Annotated in this window: 23 protein-coding genes and 1 pseudogene; 4 read left to right on the top strand and 20 right to left on the bottom strand. The window is 45.9% G+C overall.

What is annotated here, in order from left to right:
* Positions 1-47: 47 nt before the first annotated feature.
* The 9 genes from JOY44_RS24210 to JOY44_RS24170 all read right to left on the bottom strand — a co-directional run bounded on the left by JOY44_RS24210 (position 48) and on the right by JOY44_RS24170 (position 9,029).
* On the bottom strand, positions 48-1,247 hold the full coding sequence (locus JOY44_RS24210; RefSeq protein ID WP_415881134.1) for an ISAzo13 family transposase: 1,200 nt from the start codon (positions 1,245-1,247) through the stop codon (positions 48-50).
* 78 nt (positions 1,248-1,325) lie between these two features.
* On the bottom strand, positions 1,326-2,603 hold the full coding sequence (locus JOY44_RS24205; RefSeq protein WP_171575884.1) for a glycosyltransferase: 1,278 nt from the start codon (positions 2,601-2,603) through the stop codon (positions 1,326-1,328).
* A gap of 220 nt (positions 2,604-2,823) precedes the next feature.
* Positions 2,824-3,759: an IS5 family transposase gene (locus tag JOY44_RS24200; RefSeq protein ID WP_171575883.1), complete on the bottom strand. Its 936-nt coding sequence runs from the start codon at positions 3,757-3,759 to the stop codon at positions 2,824-2,826.
* 154 nt (positions 3,760-3,913) lie between these two features.
* Complete coding sequence (locus JOY44_RS24195; RefSeq protein WP_171575882.1) at positions 3,914-4,987, bottom strand: IS630 family transposase; 1,074 nt, start codon at positions 4,985-4,987, stop codon at positions 3,914-3,916.
* Between the two features lie 39 nt (positions 4,988-5,026).
* Positions 5,027-5,287 (bottom strand): transposase, encoded by a 261-nt coding sequence (locus tag JOY44_RS24190; RefSeq protein WP_203032114.1) that lies wholly within the window; start codon positions 5,285-5,287, stop codon positions 5,027-5,029.
* A gap of 25 nt (positions 5,288-5,312) precedes the next feature.
* A complete protein-coding gene (locus JOY44_RS24185; RefSeq protein ID WP_171575880.1) occupies positions 5,313-5,681 on the bottom strand; it encodes a helix-turn-helix domain-containing protein in 369 nt (122 codons plus the stop codon).
* 175 nt (positions 5,682-5,856) lie between these two features.
* The gene (locus JOY44_RS24180) at positions 5,857-7,098 is read right to left on the bottom strand and encodes a glycosyltransferase family 4 protein (RefSeq protein ID WP_171575879.1); all 1,242 of its coding nucleotides are present in this window, start codon (positions 7,096-7,098) and stop codon (positions 5,857-5,859) included.
* Positions 7,088-8,053: a hypothetical protein gene (locus tag JOY44_RS24175; RefSeq protein WP_171575878.1), complete on the bottom strand. Its 966-nt coding sequence runs from the start codon at positions 8,051-8,053 to the stop codon at positions 7,088-7,090. The genes JOY44_RS24180 and JOY44_RS24175 overlap by 11 nt, the downstream gene beginning before the upstream one ends.
* 73 nt (positions 8,054-8,126) lie before the next feature.
* Positions 8,127-9,029 (bottom strand): glycosyltransferase family 2 protein, encoded by a 903-nt coding sequence (locus tag JOY44_RS24170; RefSeq protein WP_171575877.1) that lies wholly within the window; start codon positions 9,027-9,029, stop codon positions 8,127-8,129.
* A 555-nt stretch (positions 9,030-9,584) separates the two neighbouring features.
* Between JOY44_RS24170 and JOY44_RS24165 the strand changes: the two genes are divergently transcribed.
* Positions 9,585-11,162 (top strand): DUF6399 domain-containing protein, encoded by a 1,578-nt coding sequence (locus JOY44_RS24165; protein WP_171574974.1) that lies wholly within the window; start codon positions 9,585-9,587, stop codon positions 11,160-11,162.
* Here the strand turns inward: JOY44_RS24165 and JOY44_RS24160 are convergent.
* Entirely contained in the window at positions 11,159-11,722 is a 564-nt protein-coding gene (locus JOY44_RS24160) for a hypothetical protein (RefSeq protein ID WP_203032113.1), read from the bottom strand. The two genes, JOY44_RS24165 and JOY44_RS24160, sit on opposite strands and share 4 nt — an antisense overlap.
* Before the next feature lie 185 nt (positions 11,723-11,907).
* On the opposite strand from JOY44_RS24160, the gene JOY44_RS33040 reads away from it, so the two are divergent.
* A protein-coding gene (locus JOY44_RS33040; RefSeq protein WP_415881097.1) for an IS1 family transposase occupies positions 11,908-12,658 on the top strand; the annotation gives its coding sequence in 2 pieces (ribosomal slippage) (positions 11,908-12,177 and positions 12,179-12,658; 750 coding nt in all).
* 23 nt (positions 12,659-12,681) lie between these two features.
* Here the strand turns inward: JOY44_RS33040 and JOY44_RS24145 are convergent.
* Both JOY44_RS24145 and JOY44_RS24140 read right to left on the bottom strand, forming a co-directional pair.
* Complete coding sequence (locus tag JOY44_RS24145) at positions 12,682-12,930, bottom strand: glycosyltransferase (protein ID WP_171575875.1); 249 nt, start codon at positions 12,928-12,930, stop codon at positions 12,682-12,684.
* A 135-nt stretch (positions 12,931-13,065) separates the two neighbouring features.
* Positions 13,066-13,365 (bottom strand): hypothetical protein, encoded by a 300-nt coding sequence (locus JOY44_RS24140; RefSeq protein ID WP_171575874.1) that lies wholly within the window; start codon positions 13,363-13,365, stop codon positions 13,066-13,068.
* 31 nt (positions 13,366-13,396) lie between these two features.
* Here JOY44_RS24140 and JOY44_RS24135 point away from each other — a divergent pair, with 31 nt between their 5' ends.
* A complete protein-coding gene (locus JOY44_RS24135) occupies positions 13,397-13,813 on the top strand; it encodes a helix-turn-helix domain-containing protein (RefSeq protein WP_171571820.1) in 417 nt (138 codons plus the stop codon).
* Complete coding sequence (locus JOY44_RS24130) at positions 13,726-14,367, top strand: IS630 family transposase (protein ID WP_171571819.1); 642 nt, start codon at positions 13,726-13,728, stop codon at positions 14,365-14,367. Before JOY44_RS24135 ends, JOY44_RS24130 begins: the two co-directional genes overlap by 88 nt.
* 228 nt (positions 14,368-14,595) lie before the next feature.
* Here the strand turns inward: JOY44_RS24130 and JOY44_RS24125 are convergent, their stop codons facing one another.
* The 8 genes and pseudogenes from JOY44_RS24125 to JOY44_RS24085 all read right to left on the bottom strand — a co-directional run bounded on the left by JOY44_RS24125 (position 14,596) and on the right by JOY44_RS24085 (position 20,558).
* Positions 14,596-15,195 (bottom strand): ISAs1 family transposase, encoded by a 600-nt coding sequence (locus JOY44_RS24125; RefSeq protein WP_171575873.1) that lies wholly within the window; start codon positions 15,193-15,195, stop codon positions 14,596-14,598.
* Positions 15,196-15,424: 229 nt separating this feature from the next.
* Positions 15,425-15,565 (bottom strand): hypothetical protein, encoded by a 141-nt coding sequence (locus tag JOY44_RS32245; protein ID WP_197985727.1) that lies wholly within the window; start codon positions 15,563-15,565, stop codon positions 15,425-15,427.
* Between the two features lie 67 nt (positions 15,566-15,632).
* A complete protein-coding gene (locus tag JOY44_RS24115) occupies positions 15,633-16,604 on the bottom strand; it encodes a glycosyltransferase family 8 protein (RefSeq protein ID WP_203032112.1) in 972 nt (323 codons plus the stop codon).
* A gap of 49 nt (positions 16,605-16,653) precedes the next feature.
* Positions 16,654-16,941: an ABC transporter ATP-binding protein gene (locus JOY44_RS24110; protein ID WP_307822064.1), complete on the bottom strand. Its 288-nt coding sequence runs from the start codon at positions 16,939-16,941 to the stop codon at positions 16,654-16,656.
* A gap of 72 nt (positions 16,942-17,013) precedes the next feature.
* The gene (locus tag JOY44_RS24105; protein WP_197985726.1) at positions 17,014-18,147 is read right to left on the bottom strand and encodes a transposase; all 1,134 of its coding nucleotides are present in this window, start codon (positions 18,145-18,147) and stop codon (positions 17,014-17,016) included.
* A 70-nt stretch (positions 18,148-18,217) separates the two neighbouring features.
* Complete coding sequence (locus tag JOY44_RS33035; RefSeq protein ID WP_171576231.1) at positions 18,218-18,460, bottom strand: transposase; 243 nt, start codon at positions 18,458-18,460, stop codon at positions 18,218-18,220.
* A gap of 12 nt (positions 18,461-18,472) precedes the next feature.
* A pseudogene (locus JOY44_RS31690) lies at positions 18,473-19,587 on the bottom strand (ISAs1 family transposase).
* A 116-nt stretch (positions 19,588-19,703) separates the two neighbouring features.
* The gene (locus JOY44_RS24085; protein ID WP_197985725.1) at positions 19,704-20,558 is read right to left on the bottom strand and encodes a class I SAM-dependent methyltransferase; all 855 of its coding nucleotides are present in this window, start codon (positions 20,556-20,558) and stop codon (positions 19,704-19,706) included.
* Between the last annotated feature and the right edge of the window lie 30 nt (positions 20,559-20,588).

The raw sequence follows: 20,588 nt of genomic DNA, 5'->3' as shown, positions 1-20,588 counted from the left end.
AGCTAAAATTGTCCTAAGAGAACTCCAAGAAAAGATTAGTCCAATAGCTAGGGCGACTTGCCCCGAATCTCGACAAACCACTTTGGCAAGCTTGGTAGTCGCTGAATTTGCTGCTCAGTCTCTGCCATAGCCTGCTTAGACAATTTGACTCCAGTCTCATAAACCTGTTTCACCAAACTAACAGCTGAATGGTTGCCCTTGAAACTCAGCGTCTCGGCAAAGCGCACGACTGTCTCGACACAATCGAGTAAACTACCATTCCAATGCTGTTCTAGCCAGCCAAAACTGCGCTCTACCGGGTTGTACTTGCTGTGGTAAGGCGGATAATAGGCCAGTTGAACCGTCAATTTGTGCTTGTCAGCAAACTCAATAATCCGCCTCATAAATTGCGTGCGACGAGAGTGATTCTCTGGCCCATTATCTTGATTGAGCACTAGGGTTTGGATGTAGCTAAAGCGCTCCTTTTCCCGCTGCCACCATTGTTCTAGCAAGTCCACAATACAATCTGCCGTAAGTGTCGAGTAGACGAAAAATAACGATAGCTCATTGTGCTCAGGCAAGAAAATTCCGTAGGGCGTTAGGCTCTGTACTTCGCCAAAATCATGGTCTAAGGCCACAGTCGGGACTCGCGTTTTGCCGCCTCGGTCAAACTCTCCAACCTTGAGCGCGACTTTGGCATCCATTGACAAGCGCAATACATGAGGCTCAGCATCGGCTTGCTGATTCACCTGATGCAGATGCTCAAAGATGGCTTCTGTCTGAGCGATGCGCTTTTTGGGCTTAATCTGAGCGACTCGTCTGAGATGGTATCCCAATTCGTTCAAGCGTTGGCGGATAGTCTCTTCACTCGGCAACGCTTCGTCTGGGTAGCCCTTCTGAAGAATCAGTTGCTGGCGCACTTGAGCCGCGCTCAGTCGAGTGTATAAGCGGCTGGACTTGAAACTGGGGTCAATTTGGCTCTGAGCATCCACGATTGCTTGGATATCTTCAAGTAGGTGCGGTAGCCGGGTTTCTACCCGCTTGCGTCCACTACGACTGTATCCATCCACCATTGCTTGTCCAGTGGTCAACTCCCTCATCCCTTTGCGAATTGTGCCACGATTCCAGCCCAGTTGTTGTTCAGCTTGGCTCTGTCCACCGATGCCAAGTCCTTTGACCACTTCTGCCATAAATTGGCGGCGGTCGGTGCCTTTGAGCTTTTGAGCCGTTTTGATATAGAGCGCTTTGAGTGCGTCCTTGAGTTCAATCATTGCAATAAGGGCTATGACGAGACAGACACAGGCTAGTTTATCAGCATTAATGGATTAATCTTTTATTGGAAGTCTCTAATACTTTGATTTCACCTCAGTTACTCGCCAGCTCAATTTCAAGTTGATCCAGAAGTTCCATAAGGTGACGATCGCGATCGCTATTAAGTTGGCTGCGTACCGATTGATACCCAAGACATTGAAGAAAAAGTTCAATATGAGGACATTCAAAATCAACCCCATTAGGCAAATAATGTTGAATTTGATAAACCGTTTTAGTCGTTGATAGTTTCCTTTTTGATGACTGGATACATCACGAAATGTCCAAAAGTCATTCCAAAAAAAGTTATTGATAATTGCTATCTCAGCAGCAATTATTTTGCTCCGAGTAAGACCCAAAGCCAATGTTGTTGGGTCACTCAGCAAGTAAAACATCGTCATGTCTACAAAAACGCCACTTAATCCTACTAATCCAAATCGGATAAACCGATCCATCGGAAATCTCAAATACCCTCTTAGATGTCCGATACGTCCTCGTGAGCGCAATTTCAAAAGGTGCAGAATGTACTCTACATATTGCTCCCAGGAAACCTTGCTTTCCCCTGCTTGTCGCTCCTGAAAAACATAGCCAACTTCAGCTATGTGTTCAATGTTCCCCCGACCCAACACTTCAATCAAAATTTTGTATCCCACTGGGTTTAGTGTTGGTCCAGCAATTGCCTGACGACGTACCAGAAAATAACCGCTCATTGGATCTGAAATACGACCCACTACTTTGGGTAATACAATCAGACCTAAAAGCTGGGCACCACGTGACAGAAACCGTCTGGCAATACTCCATTCACTTACACCTCCACCTTCTATATGGCGACTGGCAACTGCAAGATCCGCTCCTTGCTCAATTGCATCTAGAAGGTTTAATAGCACCTCTGGGGGATGCTGCAAATCGGCATCAATGACACCTAGTAAATTTCCCTTTGCTGCCTGCCATCCTCGAATTACAGCCGATGATAGCCCTCGTTCGCCTTGACGGCGCATTACCCGTACATGGGGATAGTCATCTATCAAAGCTTGTGCTACTTCCCAGGTCTGGTCTGGACTATTGTCATCTACAATAATCAATTCGTAGTTATTCACTAGCTCAGCCTTATCAAGTAAAGAAGTCAATAACTGGACAACATCCTTGATATTGCTGGACTCATTGTAAGTTGGAAGCACCAGAGAGAGCCAAATAGAACAAGATAACTCTAATTTATCTGACTCGGTAAAATCATTATTATCTGCCGTCTGAGCATGAGATAAGCTAAGTACTTTCAAATCCCCTGATGGTACCTCAAGAAGAGTTTGCGACTTCATGAAAGTTTTGCCTCTACTCTAGTTTTTGAAAAATAAAACGTTTAGGCATTTCATCTTGAGATTGATCTCACAGAATTCCTGTTTTGAGTAGAATATAAGCTTTTCCATTGACTTAAAAGTACTCTGACAGATCTTCATCAGTTTTTCATCATTGTCATTAATTACGGCTTTGTTGCATGATTGAGAAAGAGACAGAGGATGTACCTGAGAGGCTCCTCAATTAAGCTCCAACCCCATAGCTATCAGGTTTACAGATCTGGATCATGCGATTAAGAGCCGCACATTTGATAAACAATTCAACCGCTTGATTGTCAAACTTGCGCGGACTAAGATTCCCCCCAAAGATCGTTTTGAAACGAAACATCGTGGTTTCAGCCAACGAGCGGCGATGGTAATTGCTCTCTCGCTTCCAGGCTTTGCGCCCACCTTTGCGGATGCGACGGAGATTTTCATCCCGGTTGTGCCGCTCGGCTTTAGAGTTGCCATGCTGCCAGATTTTGGCTCCTTTACGCGGTGGAATGGTCGCTCTAGCATTGCGTTCTCGAATCGCGTCGTAGCACTTGCGCTGGTCGTAAGCTCCATCTGCCGACACCTGCTCAATCTCATCCTCAATTCCATCGAGAATATCGGCTAGCACTGCTCCATCGGTCATATCGTTCGTTGTCACTACTGCTGCCAGGATTTCACCCGTTTCCTCATCGACTCCTAGATGCAACTTGCGCCAAGTGCGGCGCTTGCTGACTCCATGTTGGCGGGTTTTCCATTCTCCTTCCCCATACACTTTTACCCCAGTCGAATCGACTACCACATGACGGGCACCGCTCTTCGGCAGCACTGGTAACGCGATGGCAAGCTTACCCACTCGCCGTGACAGAGTGCTGTGCTCTGGCACCGACAACTCAATGTCCATCAATTCAAAAATAGATTCTAGAAATCCCTGACATTGCCTTCCTGCCAATCGATACACGGCTTTCACCGTTGCCATCGTCATAATCGCCAAGTCGCTATAGTAGACAGACGCTCCGGGCTTACCGCTCAAGTACGGGTCAATCCATCCCTCTACCACTGCTTCGTCGATCCAGAAGGTGAGACTTCCCCGTTGCTTCAGCGCAGCGTTATACTCAGACCAGTTGCGGATGCGGTATTGAGCTTTCATGGCAGTTTTTGATGTGGTAATTAAAACCTACCATTTCTCTCCCTTCCGCAACTCCTCTTCATGCAACAACGCCATTAATTACCTTAATGTCCCACATATAGAGCCTATTTGATATCTAATACGGAATTGCGGAAAGCAGTACTTTTTGACCAGATTAAATTGCTTGAATCCAATCAAAGCCCACTTTGCCTTGAACTATCACAGGATGCTGCATCAACCATTGGCACCGCTTGACTAAGACATCCTCTAAAGCATCAAGATTGTCAAACACTTGATTAGCGATTGCTTCGCGCAGCAAAGACCAGACACATTCAGTGGGTTGCAGTTGGGGGGTATAGGGCAATAGCGGGTAGAAGAAAATGCCGGGGGGCACCTGAAGTTTTTGGCTCATATGCCACGCGGCCTGATCAACCAATAGAATGATCAACTGCTGACGATGGGGATTGACCTGAGCCGCAAATAGCTCTAACGCCATCTGCATCATGGAGACATTGGCACGGGGCAATAAAAGGAAGTAGCTCGCTCCAGTGGCAGGATGGACAAAACCATAGGTGTAGACCCATTGATAGCGGCGAGAATGATGCGCTGATGGGCGTTCTCCTATGGGTGCCCAAACCCGCCTGACAATGGGTTGCAAGCCTAATCGAGCTTCGTCTTCCGCCCAAATTACAATCTCCCGATTGGGAAACAACGAGCGCAACCACGCCACATGACCTGCTAATCCTGCTTTGAACTCTGCTTGCTGCTCAAGGGTTGCGCTTTGATGATGCACCGGATGCGGCACCTGCAAGCTCAACCCCAAACGTCGTAGATACTTCCAGGCTGTTGAGGGGTGTAAGCAAATGCCAAAGTAGGTTTCGATATACTCCCCAACTTTCGGTCCACTCCAGAGTCCGCCATCATCCGGGGCACTCTGTAAGCGTTGCCGCAATAGCCGTTGCTGTTCATCACTTAAAGCCAACCGATTGCCCCCAGGGTTCAAGCGTTGCCGATTGACTAGTCCGACTGCACCCTCGGCGTTGTAGCGACGGGCAATTTTCCGCACTCCACTACAACTGAGTCCACAAATCTCAGCGGTTTGTTCGATGCTCATCGGAGTCTTTGGATGACTGAGCAATCGAATCACCAACCAACGGTTTTTCTCGCCAGCATCTTGGCACTGAACATACCGCTGAGTTAGATCTGCGTAGTCTAGATGAGGGCTAATTTGAGTGCGGGGTCGAGGCATGGACAGAGTACCTTTTTCATCTTGCTAAATGATACTCCCCTACTCAATTCCGTATAAGAACACCTCGGTATTAACGCTGCCGACAATGCTCATGGTGGCAATCAAGCCATTGATGCTCATGCCCCCAATTAACGAAATATTCTGTCCTCGTTTAGCGGGAGTTTTTGTATCATACAAGCGCTCACCTTTTGGAGCGCGACCATACAGACGGGTGAATCTCAAATGCATCCCGGTTTCATCAATGAATACCAGATTTCGCGGGTCTACACTGCAACTCCAAAGTCGATGAGCAAAACGCATGTCTTTCACCCGTTGTGTTTCTTGCTCACAGGCTATCAATGTTTTTTTTGACGCTCAATTCAAGAGTTTGTACAGCCCTTTGCATGGTCGATAGACTCACCTGAATGCCTGTTTTCTCAGTCAAGCGCTCACATAACTCCTTTAACAAGGCATCGGGTTGAGCCTCCACTAACGCTTTGACAATCGGTAGCTGGGCGACCCCCAGTTTAGCAACCGCCCCACCTCCATGCGCTTTTGGTGCAACTGTGCCACTCTGTCGATAGTGCCGACTCAGGTCTCTGACAAAAGATAAACTGACCTTGAAGCGTTCTGCTAGTTGCCGCATTGACCCTTCTTTGGCTTGATAGCCTGCAATCACCCGTTCTCGTAAATCAACAGAAAGTGGGGCTCGCATCAGCGACGATTCCTCTTTCACTCAATGCTTCTCAATCTATCAAAATGTGGCTTACTCAATCAAGAATCGCTGTATCTTCTGAGCCAAGGGCAAGTGGTTAAGTCTGGTAGTTATCAAGAGGTCATTTTGGGCGAGTCAACGGTACATTAAAGCCCTATGGCATTTTGATGAATGTTTAAGTCTTCAAAATTTGAGTCAATAAATTCACATATTGATGAGCCTGTATCTCAAGTGCATAGGTTTGTTCAGCTTTTTTTCGAGCATTCTTTTGTAAAACATGATGGCGTTCTTGATCTTCTAGCACCCAAGCGATTCCTCTAGCCAGATCTTCAGTATCGCCATGCTCAGCGGTATAGCCATTCTCTTGATGATCAACAATATCCTGTAGCCCTGTGTCATTAAAAACGACAACGGGCGTGCCGCAGGCAAGAGACTCCGATGCAGTTTGCCCAAAGGCTTCTTCGATCGAGGGCGCAATCATCACATCTGCTGCAACATAGGCAATGCGTAGAGAGAGATCATCCTGCAATGATCCTAAATAGTGGGCTTTGAAGCCTAAATCGATCGGGTTTTCTGGTTCAGAGGAGCCAAAGATCACTAATTCAATGCGATCTCCCCATCCATCTTGGCTCAAGCGTTTTAAGGCTGCTTGCAAAAGGTGAAATCCTTTACGAGGATCTCCGGTTGCATTGATTGCACCAAACAACACTAACTGCTTATCTTGCGGCAAATTTAATAGATCACGAGCAGCCCTTAAGTCGGCTGGCTTAAACCGTTGCGTATCCAGGGCAAAGGGAATCACTTCTACTCGGAGTCCCTGAAATAGGGCTGAAGCTTTGGCACAGTCTGCCATCCAGATACTTGGAGCCACAATCGTTAAATTCAAATCTTTCCATGCCTTTACTTTACGCTGCCACACCCAGCGGGAAAGATCATTCTCCTGGTTACTGTGCAATTGAGGGCAATTGCCACAAGAACTCTGATAGCGATCGCAGCCTTCGCTATAGTGGCACCCTCCCGTAAAAGACCACATATCTTGTAGCGTCCAGATCAACGGCTTGTTGAATTTTGCTAGGGTTTCAATTTGCAGGAAGCTATTACAAACCCAGTTTAAGTTAATGATATCTGGATTGATTTGAGCAACCTTAGCCGCGATCGCATCAGGAAACCATTGGGGTGAAAAAAGCCGTGCGGTAGGAGTATTTACCTTCCAAATTAACAAGTCCGCAATGGATCTCAACTTAGTAGAGAGCTTATTTTCGGCTGCAATGACTGTTCGATTATTACTCGAACGAAATTGAACCAACATTTCGGAATCTATGCCAATCTTCTGTAATCCCTGGTGAATGCGATAGGCTGCCCGTGCTGCTCCGCCAGATGTATCAAAAGAACTCAAATGAAGAACTTTAGTGCTCATGGTTCGTCACGCTCTCAGAAATTTCTTCAGTTTCGGCTGGCAGTTTTGGGTCTCCTGTCGCTTTAAATAGATTATCCTTTCCGCCAACTCTTAATATGAGAGCATCTCGCCAGAACAAATGCCGCACTGGTCCAATGTAGTGACGAGCGACCCAGTTTTTACCTGCATATTGCGGTCTAGTCGTTATCGCATCTTCTGCAAAACAAGCGATTTCATCTCTTAACCAAATGCCACTATTCAACTGATAATTTGCTTCTGCAAAAATAGTTTGTTCTGCATCATTACAGGGTTTCTCAGCAGCCAAGTCTAGCAAAGGTTGCAATTTGCAATGCTTTAACACTTCCCCTTGAATGTAGATTAAGCCTGCATTTCGATAAGGAGGCTGAGTCAGATGGCTGAGACCGGACTCAATCAGCCGAGGATCATAGGAGGGTTGGAAGTCTTCAGAAATTTTTAAGACGGGGCGCGTATTCGTCTGATCAACTTTAGGAATATTTGGAAGTTGTTTGAACCAAAGAATATCAGAATCGCACCATAGGGTTGGTCCTTGCTCACCTGCCTTCAAAATTACCGCCAATTTCTTACCCATGACGTTACTTTGGGCAAACTGGACAATAGATCGCCGTCCTCGCTGCTCATGATACGCAACACTCTCTTCCCAAGAGCTAAACTCTTTGGTGCCCGACCACCAATGCAGGGCATTTTGCAATTCTGATACGGTTACTGAGCCATCAGAAACAATGTGCAACTTTGGCAACAGCGTCCATTCCCGATAGAGGGAAAGAAGCGATTGCTGAAGCAAGCCGATATATTTAGCTCCACACATTGAAACGAGCGTTAGATCTTGTTCTGACTTGGGAGGAGTTTGAGGGAGTGGCAAAACTTTGAGTACAAGCCTATAAACAGTTCGAGCGCGAAAAGCTACATAGTCCTTTAGAGCAGTAGGCTTAAGCATAGATTTCAACTACCTTACCGGATAAGACTTTGTGATAAACGCGGAAACATCAAAAACACCCGCTAGAAAAGAGCTACTTCAATAGACTTCTAGTCTTTCTCTGAAGTCGTGTAAAAAGATTAGGAGTAAAACCTACATTTTGGATTAACGCATCTAATTGCATATCACGAATTACAAAAGATGGATGTTTTAGAGGCAAGGTAATTGCCTCAACTGGATCACTAGCATTAGGATGATCGATGTTTACGGTGTGAGTTGCCCCAACCGTACAACCAATATTAGAGATCAAATTGACGCTGGGAAGAATCGTTAAACCACTGCGTATCCAGCAGGCGAAAAGCCATTGATAATCCCAAGTATTGATCTCGCCATCATAAACACCCTGAAAAATTTCTGACCAATACTTGACACTACGATCATCAATTAAAAGGTCTTTCATAAAACCACCATCCCGAATCTCGGGCCATAGGTCAAGACGAACATCAAAATTTTGGAAAGCTCGCCTCCAAGATGCCCATCCCCACACATGGAAATATTGAGAAAAATAATAGCTGTATTGAGTCCGGTGATACTGTAGTTGAGATTTTTGTCCAGAAATTGCCATCACTCGCTCATCATCTCGATAGCGATCGAGTAGCTGTTCACAAAAGGGAAAGAATGTTGCATGGGGAACACAGTCGTCTTCTAAAATAATCGCTTCTTCAACCGTGTCGAAAACCCATCTCAGCCCACTGGATATCCGTTCTCTACACCCTAGATTAATATCTGAGTAATTTGTTAAGACATCACACTCCCAATCAACGCGATCGATGATGGCACGAGTCTTAGAACATTGTTCAACTTCTTCTAGTCGATTAGCCCTTGCCCCATCTGCAACAACTAAAAGCTTTGCAGGTTTTGCCTGACGGATGACTTCAAACACCTTTGCAGTTGTTTCGGGGCGATTAAAGATTAAGAACGCAACGGGTGTTTTCATAACTAAAAATTTTATCCGTATTACTATTTCACTTAGAAATTTCACCTAGAATATTATTATTTTACCTAAAATCTAAAAACCTAAATAAAGTTAATTTAAAGTTGTTTCCTTATTCCTGTACAGCGTTTCCGATTCTGGCGAGGTATGGGCAAGGGGCTTACTATACTTCCAGGGCTATTTCATTCTAAATAGGTCTTTAAGAGGATGTTTGAAAAGGTTCTATTTGTCAGGTTAAGCACTTAAAGATCCCCCTAGCCCCCCTTAAAAGGGGGAAACAGCTTTGAAGTCCCTCTTTTTAAGGGGGATTTAGGGGGATCTAGATGATTTGCTACTAACATTCAGACTTCTAAGACACTCTCTAAGAGTAAACTGCACTTTACTGATTGATTAATATTGACCCAAAACAATCATGAGTTTTAGTATTAAATCTTCGGCTACCAACATAAAGCGGGACAGCAATGCCCTGAGCAGGTAGAATTGGCCTCATCATAGAAAAACCCTGTGACTAAGCGCGAGGGCAAGTATCCTACCCTCAAGAGTTAAATGAGGGAACGGATGAGACTCAATATACGAGAACGGTGTCAAAAAGTCTTCCAAGCATTTTCTGCAAAAGGACCCCTGACGATTCGAGCCATTGCTCAGGCAACCGGAATTTCCAAGAGTAGTGTGCATCGACATCAGCAAGCCATGACGCGTCGGCATCAGTATCCAGAGTCAAGGGTGTGGGAGAGTGCCATCGGAGCGCAGTGGTTAAAACGGCTGGTGGTTGCCACGGTGTTTATCTTCTGCTTCAAGCGAGGAGTGGGCTGTGAGAGCTTAGCTGAGTTCTTCCGACTGCTGGGACTAGAACAACAGGTGGGGGTTTCCGTTAGCTCCTTGCGCCAGATTCGTACCCAGATGGAGACGCAAATTCTGGACTATCAACGTCTGCAACAGTCTCAGTTGGAGCACCCTCAAACGCCGGTTGAAGCGTGTGTCAGCGTCGATGAAACGTTCCTTGACCAGGTAGTGTTAGTCCTGTTGGACTTACCCAGTGGCTTCATCCTGGTGGAGGAGATGTCCCAAGACTATCGCTACGAAACCTGGCAACAGCATACCCAGCAAGCGTTGAGCAAACTAGGGTTGAACATCCATTACTGTGTCAGTGACCGAGCCAAAGCCTTGGTCAAACTTGCGCTTGATGAACTGGGGTGTCCGAGTATCGCCGATCTGTTTCATGCGTTGCGGGAACTGTCGCAAGGGATAGGCAGTGAGTTGTCTGAACACCTGTTTCGAGTCAACCGACGACTGCGCGAGTTGGATGACTCGACAGCAAATGCCTCCTTAAAGCAGCAACTGCAAGTCCAGCAAAGTGGGTTAGAGCAGGCTCAAACCCAATACCGATCCATCTTGCATCAACTGACGACCACGCTCCATCCTTTTGCGATTCGGTTGGGCATTCCTCAGACGAGCAAAATGGTTGAATCTGAATTCCAGCAGCAAGCGACCACCCTGCGCACCCTGAAACAAACCGATCAACTGTCAGATAAACCGGGCAGTCTCTCCAAGTTTGAGCGTCAACGGCACGACTTGGCAGCCGTGGTTGACCTCTGGTGGAAGTGGGTCGAGCAAAGCTTGAGCGTTCGAGACTGTGAGCGATCCACGGGCGATTGGGTGAAGCAACACCTGTTGCCGGTCCACTACTGGCACCAGCAAAGTGTTCGCACGAAAAACCCAACCCTTAAGGCTGCTTACCAAATCGCGGCCCAACACGCTCAAGCCGCGTTAATGCGCCACCCTATCACCACGGCGATGTCTTGTGAGCAGTTCACCCAGTGGCAAACTTGGGCAACCTCGATGGTGACTAAATTCCAACGAACCTCTTCTCCGGTTGAAGGACGCAACGGCTACCTGAGTCAGATTCATCACAATCGCCGAGGTTTATCGACCCGACGCTTACGGGTGATGACCACGATCCACAACTTCCACCTCCAACGCTCTGATGGCTCGACAGCGGCTGAACGTCTTTTTGGTAAACCCTCTCCTGACCTCTTCGAGTGGCTAGTTCAACAGATGCCAGTCCTCCCGCAAGCGCGGCGCGGCAAAGCTGCTGCCAAAGCTAGAACTCCCTTCCTACCCACTGTCCCGGCTTAAATCGGTAGCCAATCTTCTAATGGATCATTGAAATGAACTTTAGAATTAAAAATATAACTCAAGCGCTGTCTCTGAGTGTTAGGCTTTCTTAAGTGAAAAAGCTCTTCTATTAAGAGTCGTTGATTTGTCGGCATATCAGGGTAAGTTTTCAAAAAGGCTTCCCCTTGAATTAAGAAATCAACAATGGGATTATTTTGAAATAGTCGCTGTAGTAAATCTTTCACTCTAAATTTGAGCCTGAACACCGGATCAGTTTTTAATTTGTGACCGATCGAGGTATTGGCAGAATGTTCTCGAAACTGAATTTGGGGTTCTGCATCATAAACAATGTGTCCAAACGCAGTGGCGACTAAATGAACCCACCCATCGTGCGAAAACTTGTCGTAAGGCTTTCCTTGAACATACAAATCTCGAATTTTGGAGCCAAACACCATTGTGCAGCCGCATGGATCGCACTCCACCAATGCATTGCCAAAATCTAAATATCGGGGATTGGGAGATAGCCCCAGCGATCGCAGATTGCTATCCACAAAAATTAGGCGACAGAAATACAAACCCATGTGAGGGTCAGAAGACTTTTGCAGAAAATTTACTGCACGAGAAATCTTTTGAGGACTCCAAACATCATCTTGATCACAAAAAGCATAAAACTCCTCTGGTTCAGATCCAGCAAGCAGCGTCGGTAATGGACTAGACCTGTAGAAACAGGTAACAATCAAAAGGGTAGTTGTCTGGAGACTTGAATATGGTGCTTGAACCGATTCTTTGCCCAACCTGCGGAAGTAACGATGTCGTCAAGCATGGTCAATCAGGTGAAGGCAAGCAACGCTACAAATGTCGCAATTCCCAATGTTCTCGCTCTACTTTTATTCGCGACTATCGGTATCGTGGATACCTCCCAGAAGTGAAACGGCAAATTGCAGATATGGCAGTCAACGGGAGTGGGATTCGAGATACCGCCCGTGTTCTCAAGATTAGCCGCACAACGGTGATTGAAACGCTAAAAAAAAGACCGTCACCTCAAAGCAATCAATGAAGCTCGTTTGGCAGAACTTGAACCGACTCAAACGATAGTGAAACTGTGCCAGTGGGAAGATCTGGAGGCTGAAGCTGACGAAATGTGGAGTTACGTCGGTTCAAAGAAACAGCAACGGTGGTTGTGGCACGCCATTGACCATCAGACGGGTGAAGTGTTGGCGTATGTGTTGTCTCATCATCAAGACAGTGCTTTCTTGGCACTCAAAGCGTTGTTAGAACCCTTTGGGATTATGCAGTTCTACACCGATGCTTGGGGTGCTTATGAAAGACACCTCGATCCAAGTCTACACAGGGTGGGTAAACGCCATACTCAGAAGATTGAGCGCAAGCATCTGACCTTACGCACCCGAATTAAACGGTTGGCTCGCAAAACCATTTGCTTTTCCAAATCCATCTGGTTGCATGATGTCGTCATTGGATTGTTCATCAACCGCTATGAGTTTGGCTTAAATGTTTAGATTTATTCCACAGGTCTAGTCCATTACCGCAGCGTCAACTCAAAGAAACTACGCTTATATCCAACGTTTTCTCCTAGTGTTAAATCGACGTTAGAAAACTGTTTTTGATAGGTTTGTAGGAAGGCAACTGTGCCATCCGTTGAGCCATCATCTCGAATATAGATAAAAATATTGGGATAATCTTGAGCTTGTAAACTATCAAGCTGCTCACCCAGAAACTCCATACCATTAAAAGTTGAAAGAAGAATGTTGACTTTGGGAAAGGCATTCATAGTTTACTCAGAATAATAAGTAAGCAGTTCAAGTTTATTAGACAACCTATAGTATGAATGTCTTATTTGCATCACGTCTTAATGACCCTGATTTAGCATTTGGACTGAGCGCTTTAACTCCCTGAAAATCCAGGGTTATTTCATTCTAAATAGCTTCTTCAACAACTTCAGCCCATAACCTGCTTTCCGCCTTGCCTGTGCCATATTAGTTTCTCCGGCATCCCGATAGAGGTTGAGGGCTAGATTCCGGGCAGTGGCAAATAGGACAGGTAGTGCGCTGACTCGGATTCTAGAACCATCTTCGCCTTGAGTCACATCTCGCACATGATGGACTTTATTCTCAACGTGCCAGTAATCCCGTATCCGTCGCCCAAACTGTTCGACTGTTTCGTCTAACGAACTGATGTAATAACGGATTTCAGGCTTTTTAATCAAGATACAGCGGATTGCAGTCAGATAGAGGACAATGAAGGATTACAACGTTGGGTCAAAAATGAAGCCGTATTCCATAGACTTTCGAGAGAAGATTGTAAGTGCTATGGAGAAGGGTGATAGCTCGATCCGAAAAGTTGCTGCCCGCTTTGCTGTCAGCAAGAGTTGCGTCGAGAGATGGATGATTCAGAAGCGCACAGAAGGTCACGTCGTTCCCCATAAGCAGGGTGGTTCGGTGAGTCCTGTGATGGAGCACAAAGACCAGTTAGTGGCGATCTTCGAGAACCAGCGCGATGCGACCTTAGCGGAATATTGTGAGCTACTCTTTGATGAGACTGGGCTATGGGTTAGCCAAAGTACTATGTGCCGAACCTTTCAGAGACTCAATTTACCGCGCAAAAAAAAACGCTCCGCTCCAGCCAAGCCACCAGCGAACGAGTCCAACTCCTGAGACAGGAGTACTGGGCACAGGTGACGAGTATAGAACTCAAAGATTTAGTGTTTCTCGATGAGATGGGTGTTCTACTGGGACTCATGCGAACCCATGCCCGTGCTGCACCTGGGGAACGAGCGTATGACTTCAAACCTTTTTATCGGGGCAAGAAGGTGAGTGTCATGGGCGCGATTACCGTCTCAAAGGTGCTGGCTGTGATGACGATAGATCAGTCGATGGACGCGGTTGTCTTTGAGGTGTACGTCTCAAAGTGTCTTGTGCCTCAACTGTGGAAAGGGGCTGTCGTGGTCATGGATAACCTGCCTGCTCACAAGGTAAAAGCCATTGCACCTTTAATTGAGGCGGTTGGAGCGAAGGTTCTGTATCTGTCTCCTTACTCTCCCGAATTTAATCCGATTGAGCATTGGTGGTCACAGTTAAAGGCTTTCCTAAGACAGTTCTCGCCGACAACCTCGAAAAGGGTAGATACCCTCATTGCCACAGCGATGGATTTGATAGATCCTCAACATTTGCACAACTGGTTTGCACACTGCTGTTACTGTCCCTCTTAACACTGCAATCCGCCGTATATTGCCCCTTGAGGATGTGCCGATAGCTCTTGACTCGAATAATGCTTCGTAATCCTGACCATTCTTCTGCTCCGGGCAACCCATCCCAGGTCTTCCACAAGCTGACGCTTCGGCGTTCGACTCGACCATGCCCCGTTTCAACGCAATTAATATGGGATTCGGACTGAAATTGTGCCGTAATTGCAGCGTAAAAATTGCCGTGGTTTCCTTTCAATGCGCCGAGATAGTCGTTTTCAGAGTCGATGATTTGCGCAGATATTTTTTTTGAGTGTTCAAAGCGTCGAAAGCAAACACCACTCCGCGTTTTGCCAGTTGCTCTAAGATCGGCGGAATCGCTTTAATTTCATTACTTTTGCAATCCACGGGCTGGGGAGGTAGGATCAGTCCTCGTTCCACGACGTATGCCGTGACTAATTGAATCGCAGGATGAGATTCTGTCGTACTCGCGTTCGTCTCAATCTGGTAAGAACCCCGTAAGACCTTACCATCAAGAGCGATCGTTTCTCCCGCTTTCGGTTCTATTGTGAAGAACTCTGAGATACAAGCTCCGTAGGATTGATAGTCCAGCGTTAATAGCACCCGACGGATCGTACTATAGGATGGTAGTCCATGTTTCGGTGACCCAAACAGGAGAATCAGGGATTCACGGTATTCCTCTAACCAATCTCCCATCGCGATAAATCCGCCACAGCCTGCACTGATCGCTAAGGTAAACAAGGCTAAACAGACGGCATACTGATGACGGCTGCCCGCGCCTCGGCGGGGGTCGGGTAGGTGAGAAAATACTTCTACGATTGCAAGCGTACTCATCACGATCAAAGGGGGGAGAATGGACTTCCATACTCTGGACCCTATGCTCACCTACTGTCTAGAATGAAATAACCCTGTCAAGAATAATGGCTTCTTCGACAAGGCCAAAAACCCAATCCAAGCCGCTGGAGACACGCTTAGCACAGCCCAGGTTGATCTCAGAATAGTTTTTGATTACTTCACACTCCCAGTCAACCTGGTCAATAATCGCGCGAACGGCAGCACACCTTTATGCTTCACCAGGTCGATCACTGCGAGAACCATCGGCAATTACAAATAATTGAGTTGGTTGTGCTTGTCGAATTGCCTCAAAAACTTTTTGAGTCGTATCTGGACGTTTAAAAATAAAAAGAGCAACTGCTGTGTTCATAGTTATTTGACTCAAAAACAGTAATTAGGATCCAAACTAAAAACACTCTTGATAAATTTTATGATGCTTAAAAAGCTTTCGTGAGCTTCTTCAAAAGCTGGTTTTGCTCCTTAAATTGTCTAGCTTTTCTAAAGACAGAAAGAATAAGAAAATTTATTTTTTCAATAATCATCTCTTCAATCACTCTTTCTCGATTCAAATAGGCATCTGACCAAGGAGACATTTTTAGATAATTCCAATAGATCTCTTTTCTGGTATCAGAACACTTTTGCCAAGGCTTAAGTGCACCGACAAAATGAATAATGGCTGCACCCTCAACTTGTCTAAATACTGGTCTATCCATATATATAGTATTATTCCACTTAGCATCTAAAGACTTAAAGCCACCATCTATAATCTTATTAATTCCATCTTGATCCCAAAAACGGATTAATTCTGGTTTTTGTTCAATAAACTCTATAGCTTTTATTGAAACTTGATCATTCATCCATTTGTTTAAATTTATTAGCATGACTCCGGTATTGAAATATCTTCCACTCGCTAGCTCAAGTTTATCAATTCTTTCCTGGTCATTTATTGGACAGGCTGCTAAAGGGAAGTCATTTATGTTGGTATTCCACAAATCGGTTAGTTCAGCATTACATACTAGATCTGCATCCAAGTAAAGGACTTTATGAATACCCTCTGAAAGTACATAAGGAATAGCTAATCTGTAGTAATTTGCCGGGGAGGCATGGAGCGAAATTTTCAGTTCTTTAAATGGATTGTCTTTTCCAAGTAGATAAAAGCTTATACACCTCCTGTAAAGATTTGATAGTATTGAGAATTTTTCAAGATCTGATTCCTGTAATTCATCACAGATTATGTGAAACTCAATATTTCTGGAATGGTTATTAACACACACAGAAGTCATGGCGCATCCTAAGTGCTGTATATAGTTTTTGTCTATGCAGAAAACAATATGTATTATTTCTTCTGACTCACAGGGCAGTACTTGTAAAGGCTTAGCTTGCAATTTATGAATTTTACAAAGTTCCACAACTAAATCCCTCAAAATAAACTTTTAGATGTCCTACTGGTTTCTTCAATTAAGCTTTAACTACCTCAACATAGCTACCTGACCTAATCACCTTGCCCTGCTCTAGTAAGTAGATTTGGTTACAGTGTTCTACTGTTGTCAGGCGATGGGCAATTATAATCACCGTTTTCTTGCCAGCTAACGCCCGAATCGCCTCACTTACCCGCCGTTCCGTTTCATTATCCAGAGCAGAAGTTGCTTCATCTAAGACCAAAATCTCGCGCTCATGGTACAAAGCCCGTGCAATGCCAATCCGCTGGCGCTGACCTCCAGATAGCATCACTCCTCGCTCTCCCACACGGGTTTGAATGCTTTATAAGGCTATACTATCTTTAATTTTATTTGTAGTAAAGCAATAGTTCGGACAATTTTAAGCGGCGATGATGCCGTAATTGCAAAGGGTTGAGTAGTTGGGGTGGGATTTAATCAAAGTTGGCTCCAAGTCGAAGGTTTCAATAAATCGGTCGAGGAGATGCTGGTTAAGCGCCCGTCGCTTCGCCGATGCCATTGAGAAGGGCACCCGCTCCTGCCCGGAATGTTGCTGGCTGGCTTCCACTTTCGCGAGGTTTAGGGCAGTTAAACTGGCATTGAAGTGGAACTCGGTCCTCACTAAGTCACGGGCTTGGCAATCCTCCAGCCCTGCAAACTGTTTGGCATCGCGGAAGAGAAACTCGATCTGGAATCGCAACTTGTAAAACTGAACGATTTGCTGCGGGTCTTGTTCGACATCGGTACTGAATAGCAAGCAGGTGCCGACTCGGTGAGGGGAACGACGGTCGATGAGGTAGACGACGCGAATCTGCCGCTTTAAGGAGACGTGCCACACCCGCTGGGTGTACAAATCCACATTCGGTTGCACGGCTTCGAGGAACGTAAAGCGGCTCAGGTCTGTGAAGGTGACTTTGCCATCATACTTGCGGGGTCTACCCCGTGGCTTCTGCTCCCCCGTGTAGAGATAGCGCAGATTGGCATCAAAACGCAATTTACTGATTACGTCCAACTGACAGCCCACTGCCCCGCTGACAAAGTGGGCTTTGGCATAGGCTCCATCCACGGTTAGATAGCGCACTTGAGGAGGTAAATGCGGACGCACGCCTTCGAGATGATAGAGATATTGATCCAGGCGCGTAATGTCCCTGGGAATTTCAGTTTGGGCAAGGGTTTGTTGAGCAGATAAGGCGTATGCTGTCTCGGTTTCAATATCCACTACACCGACTAACGAGATCTCTAGCCCTTTCTCGGCGCGACTCGCACAGCCATTCCAATACCAGTCGATGCCCTCCGTCCTCTTGCCGCTCTTGGTAATAAACGAGCCGTCCATCACTAATAGCAGAGGCTGTCCTGAACCTTGGGCGAGGCTGACCAGTTCGACGTTGAACGGCATAAAGTCAAACGCTGCCTTGAAGTGCCGTCGATACGTTTTCTCATTGAAGCGACTGTAGCGGCTCAAGTTCGTGAAGTTGACTTTGCCACACACGACCAAAATCGTCGAAAACAGCGTCACGAAAAACGTCACTTGCGGTTTGCGAAACCGCCCACTTTTGCCAGTAGGCTCTGTACAATAACTTCCATAGCTATCTATCCGGTGCTTTTTCTTTGTAACTGCACCCTATTCGATGGATAGCTTTCTTGTCAAAAATTGTCCGAACCATTGGTAAAGAGGAGGCATAGGAAAGTAAATAAGCTAGAGCTAATGGTGGAAAATCTCTTGGTAAATCATTCCAGTTACAACCATTTTTAAGTTGGTAGAGAATGCCATCAATGATTTCCCGGAGGCTCCAGTTGCTCGGTCGAGTCCGTTTCTTTCGGGGTAGGATCTCGTGTCAGGGTTATTTCATTCTAAATAGCTTCTTCAACAACTTCAGCCCATAACCTGCTTTCCGCCTTGCCTGTGCCATATTAGTTTCTCCGGCATCCCGATAGAGGTTGAGGGCTAGATTCCGGGCAGTGGCAAATAGGACAGGTAGTGCGCTGACTCGGATTCTAGAACCATCTTCGCCTTGAGTCACATCTCGCACATGATGGACTTTATTCTCAACGTGCCAGTAATCCCGTATCCGTCGCCCAAACTGTTCGACTGTTTCGTCTAACGAACTGATGTAATAACGGATTTCAGGCTTTTTAATCAAGATATATTGCCCCTTGAGGATGTGCCGATAGCTCTTGACTCGAATAATGCTTCGTAATCCTGACCATTCTTCTGCTCCGGGCAACCCATCCCAGGTCTTCCACAAGCTGACGCTTCGGCGTTCGACTCGACCATGCCCCGTTTCAACGCAATTAATATGGGATTCGGACTGAAATTGTGCCGTAATTGCAGCGTAAAAATTGCCGTGGTTTCCTTTCAATGCGCCGAGATAGTCGTTTTCAGAGTCGATGATTTGCGCAGATATTTTTTTTGAGTGTTCAAAGCGTCGAAAGCAAACACCACTCCGCGTTTTGCCAGTTGCTCTAAGATCGGCGGAATCGCTTTAATTTCATTACTTTTGCAATCCACGGGCTGGGGAGGTAGGATCAGTCCTCGTTCCACGACGTATGCCGTGACTAATTGAATCGCAGGATGAGATTCTGTCGTACTCGCGTTCGTCTCAATCTGGTAAGAACCCCGTAAGACCTTACCATCAAGAGCGATCGTTTCTCCCGCTTTCGGTTCTATTGTGAAGAACTCTGAGATACAAGCTCCGTAGGATTGATAGTCCAGCGTTAATAGCACCCGACGGATCGTACTATAGGATGGTAGTCCATGTTTCGGTGACCCAAACAGGAGAATCAGGGATTCACGGTATTCCTCTAACCAATCTCCCATCGCGATAAATCCGCCACAGCCTGCACTGATCGCTAAGGTAAACAAGGCTAAACAGACGGCATACTGATGACGGCTGCCCGCGCCTCGGCGGGGGTCGGGTAGGTGAGAAAATACTTCTACGATTGCAAGCGTACTCATCACGATCAAAGGGGGGAGAATGGACTTCCATACTCTGGACCCTATGCTCACCTACTGTCTAGAATGAAATAACCCTGCCTGAAAATCTGTGTAGAGTTAACACGATCGCATTGGAATTATTTGACTCCAATCATTGTAATTCCTCTAAAAAGTAGAGCCTTTGCTGTTTTACGCTTTAGTGACACAGGGAGTTGATCGATTAATGTTTCTAAGGTTCTAATTGCCGTTATCGTAATTGAATTTAGGGGGAAATTAATGTTCGCTCCTTTACCATATTTGTAATAGCTGATTTTGGTAAATCCAACCTGGCGAAACAAATCATACAGTTCGCTGAGGCTATATTCTTTTAGATGCCAACCCGTTGCAACATCATCAAAAAACTGGGAGGCATCATGCGGTCCAGAAAGGCGATTGGGAGTCACGCAAATGTAAGACCCACCTGGTGAGATCGCTTTATAAACATTTTGGAGTTGCTCTACTGCATCTTCTGGATGGAGATGCTCCATTAGTTGATGGCTAAATGCGAGACTAATACTGTTATTTGGTACAGGAATAGTCAATCCATCTGAAACAATAAATTCAAAATTGGCTGGAGGATTTAGCTGTTGTCCAACTTCAAACGAAACATCGATCGCATACACTCGTTTTACATGCTTTGCCACTTCAAGCGACACGCCGCAACTTCCAGCCCCAATCTCCAAAAAAACAGTGCCAGGCGTTAAGAAAGGCTCAACAAGTTCCATCCGACGAGCGACAACCCAGGCACCCACTTCCGGATCAGTTTTCTCGTGCAAAATCGGGTTAAAGGTTAACTTTTGAAAGAGGTTATCGTACAGTGAAATATAGAGTTGTTGCCGCTCTGCTTTAGTAGAATTTTTTAACCGAGTCCCTAACTCTTTTTCAAGCAGGTAAGTCTCTTCAATAATCTCAACGCTTCTTTTATACATGTCATCTTCCATTTTTACAGGCATACTCATGACTCTCTATTACAAAAGTTAAAC

The sequence above is a fragment of the Leptolyngbya sp. Cla-17 genome (assembly GCF_016807185.1).
Lineage (GTDB): Bacteria > Cyanobacteriota > Cyanobacteriia > Leptolyngbyales > Leptolyngbyaceae > ULC077BIN1.
The sequence above is the reverse complement of the archived record's forward strand: the minus strand, read 5'-3'. Positions and strand labels throughout refer to the sequence as shown.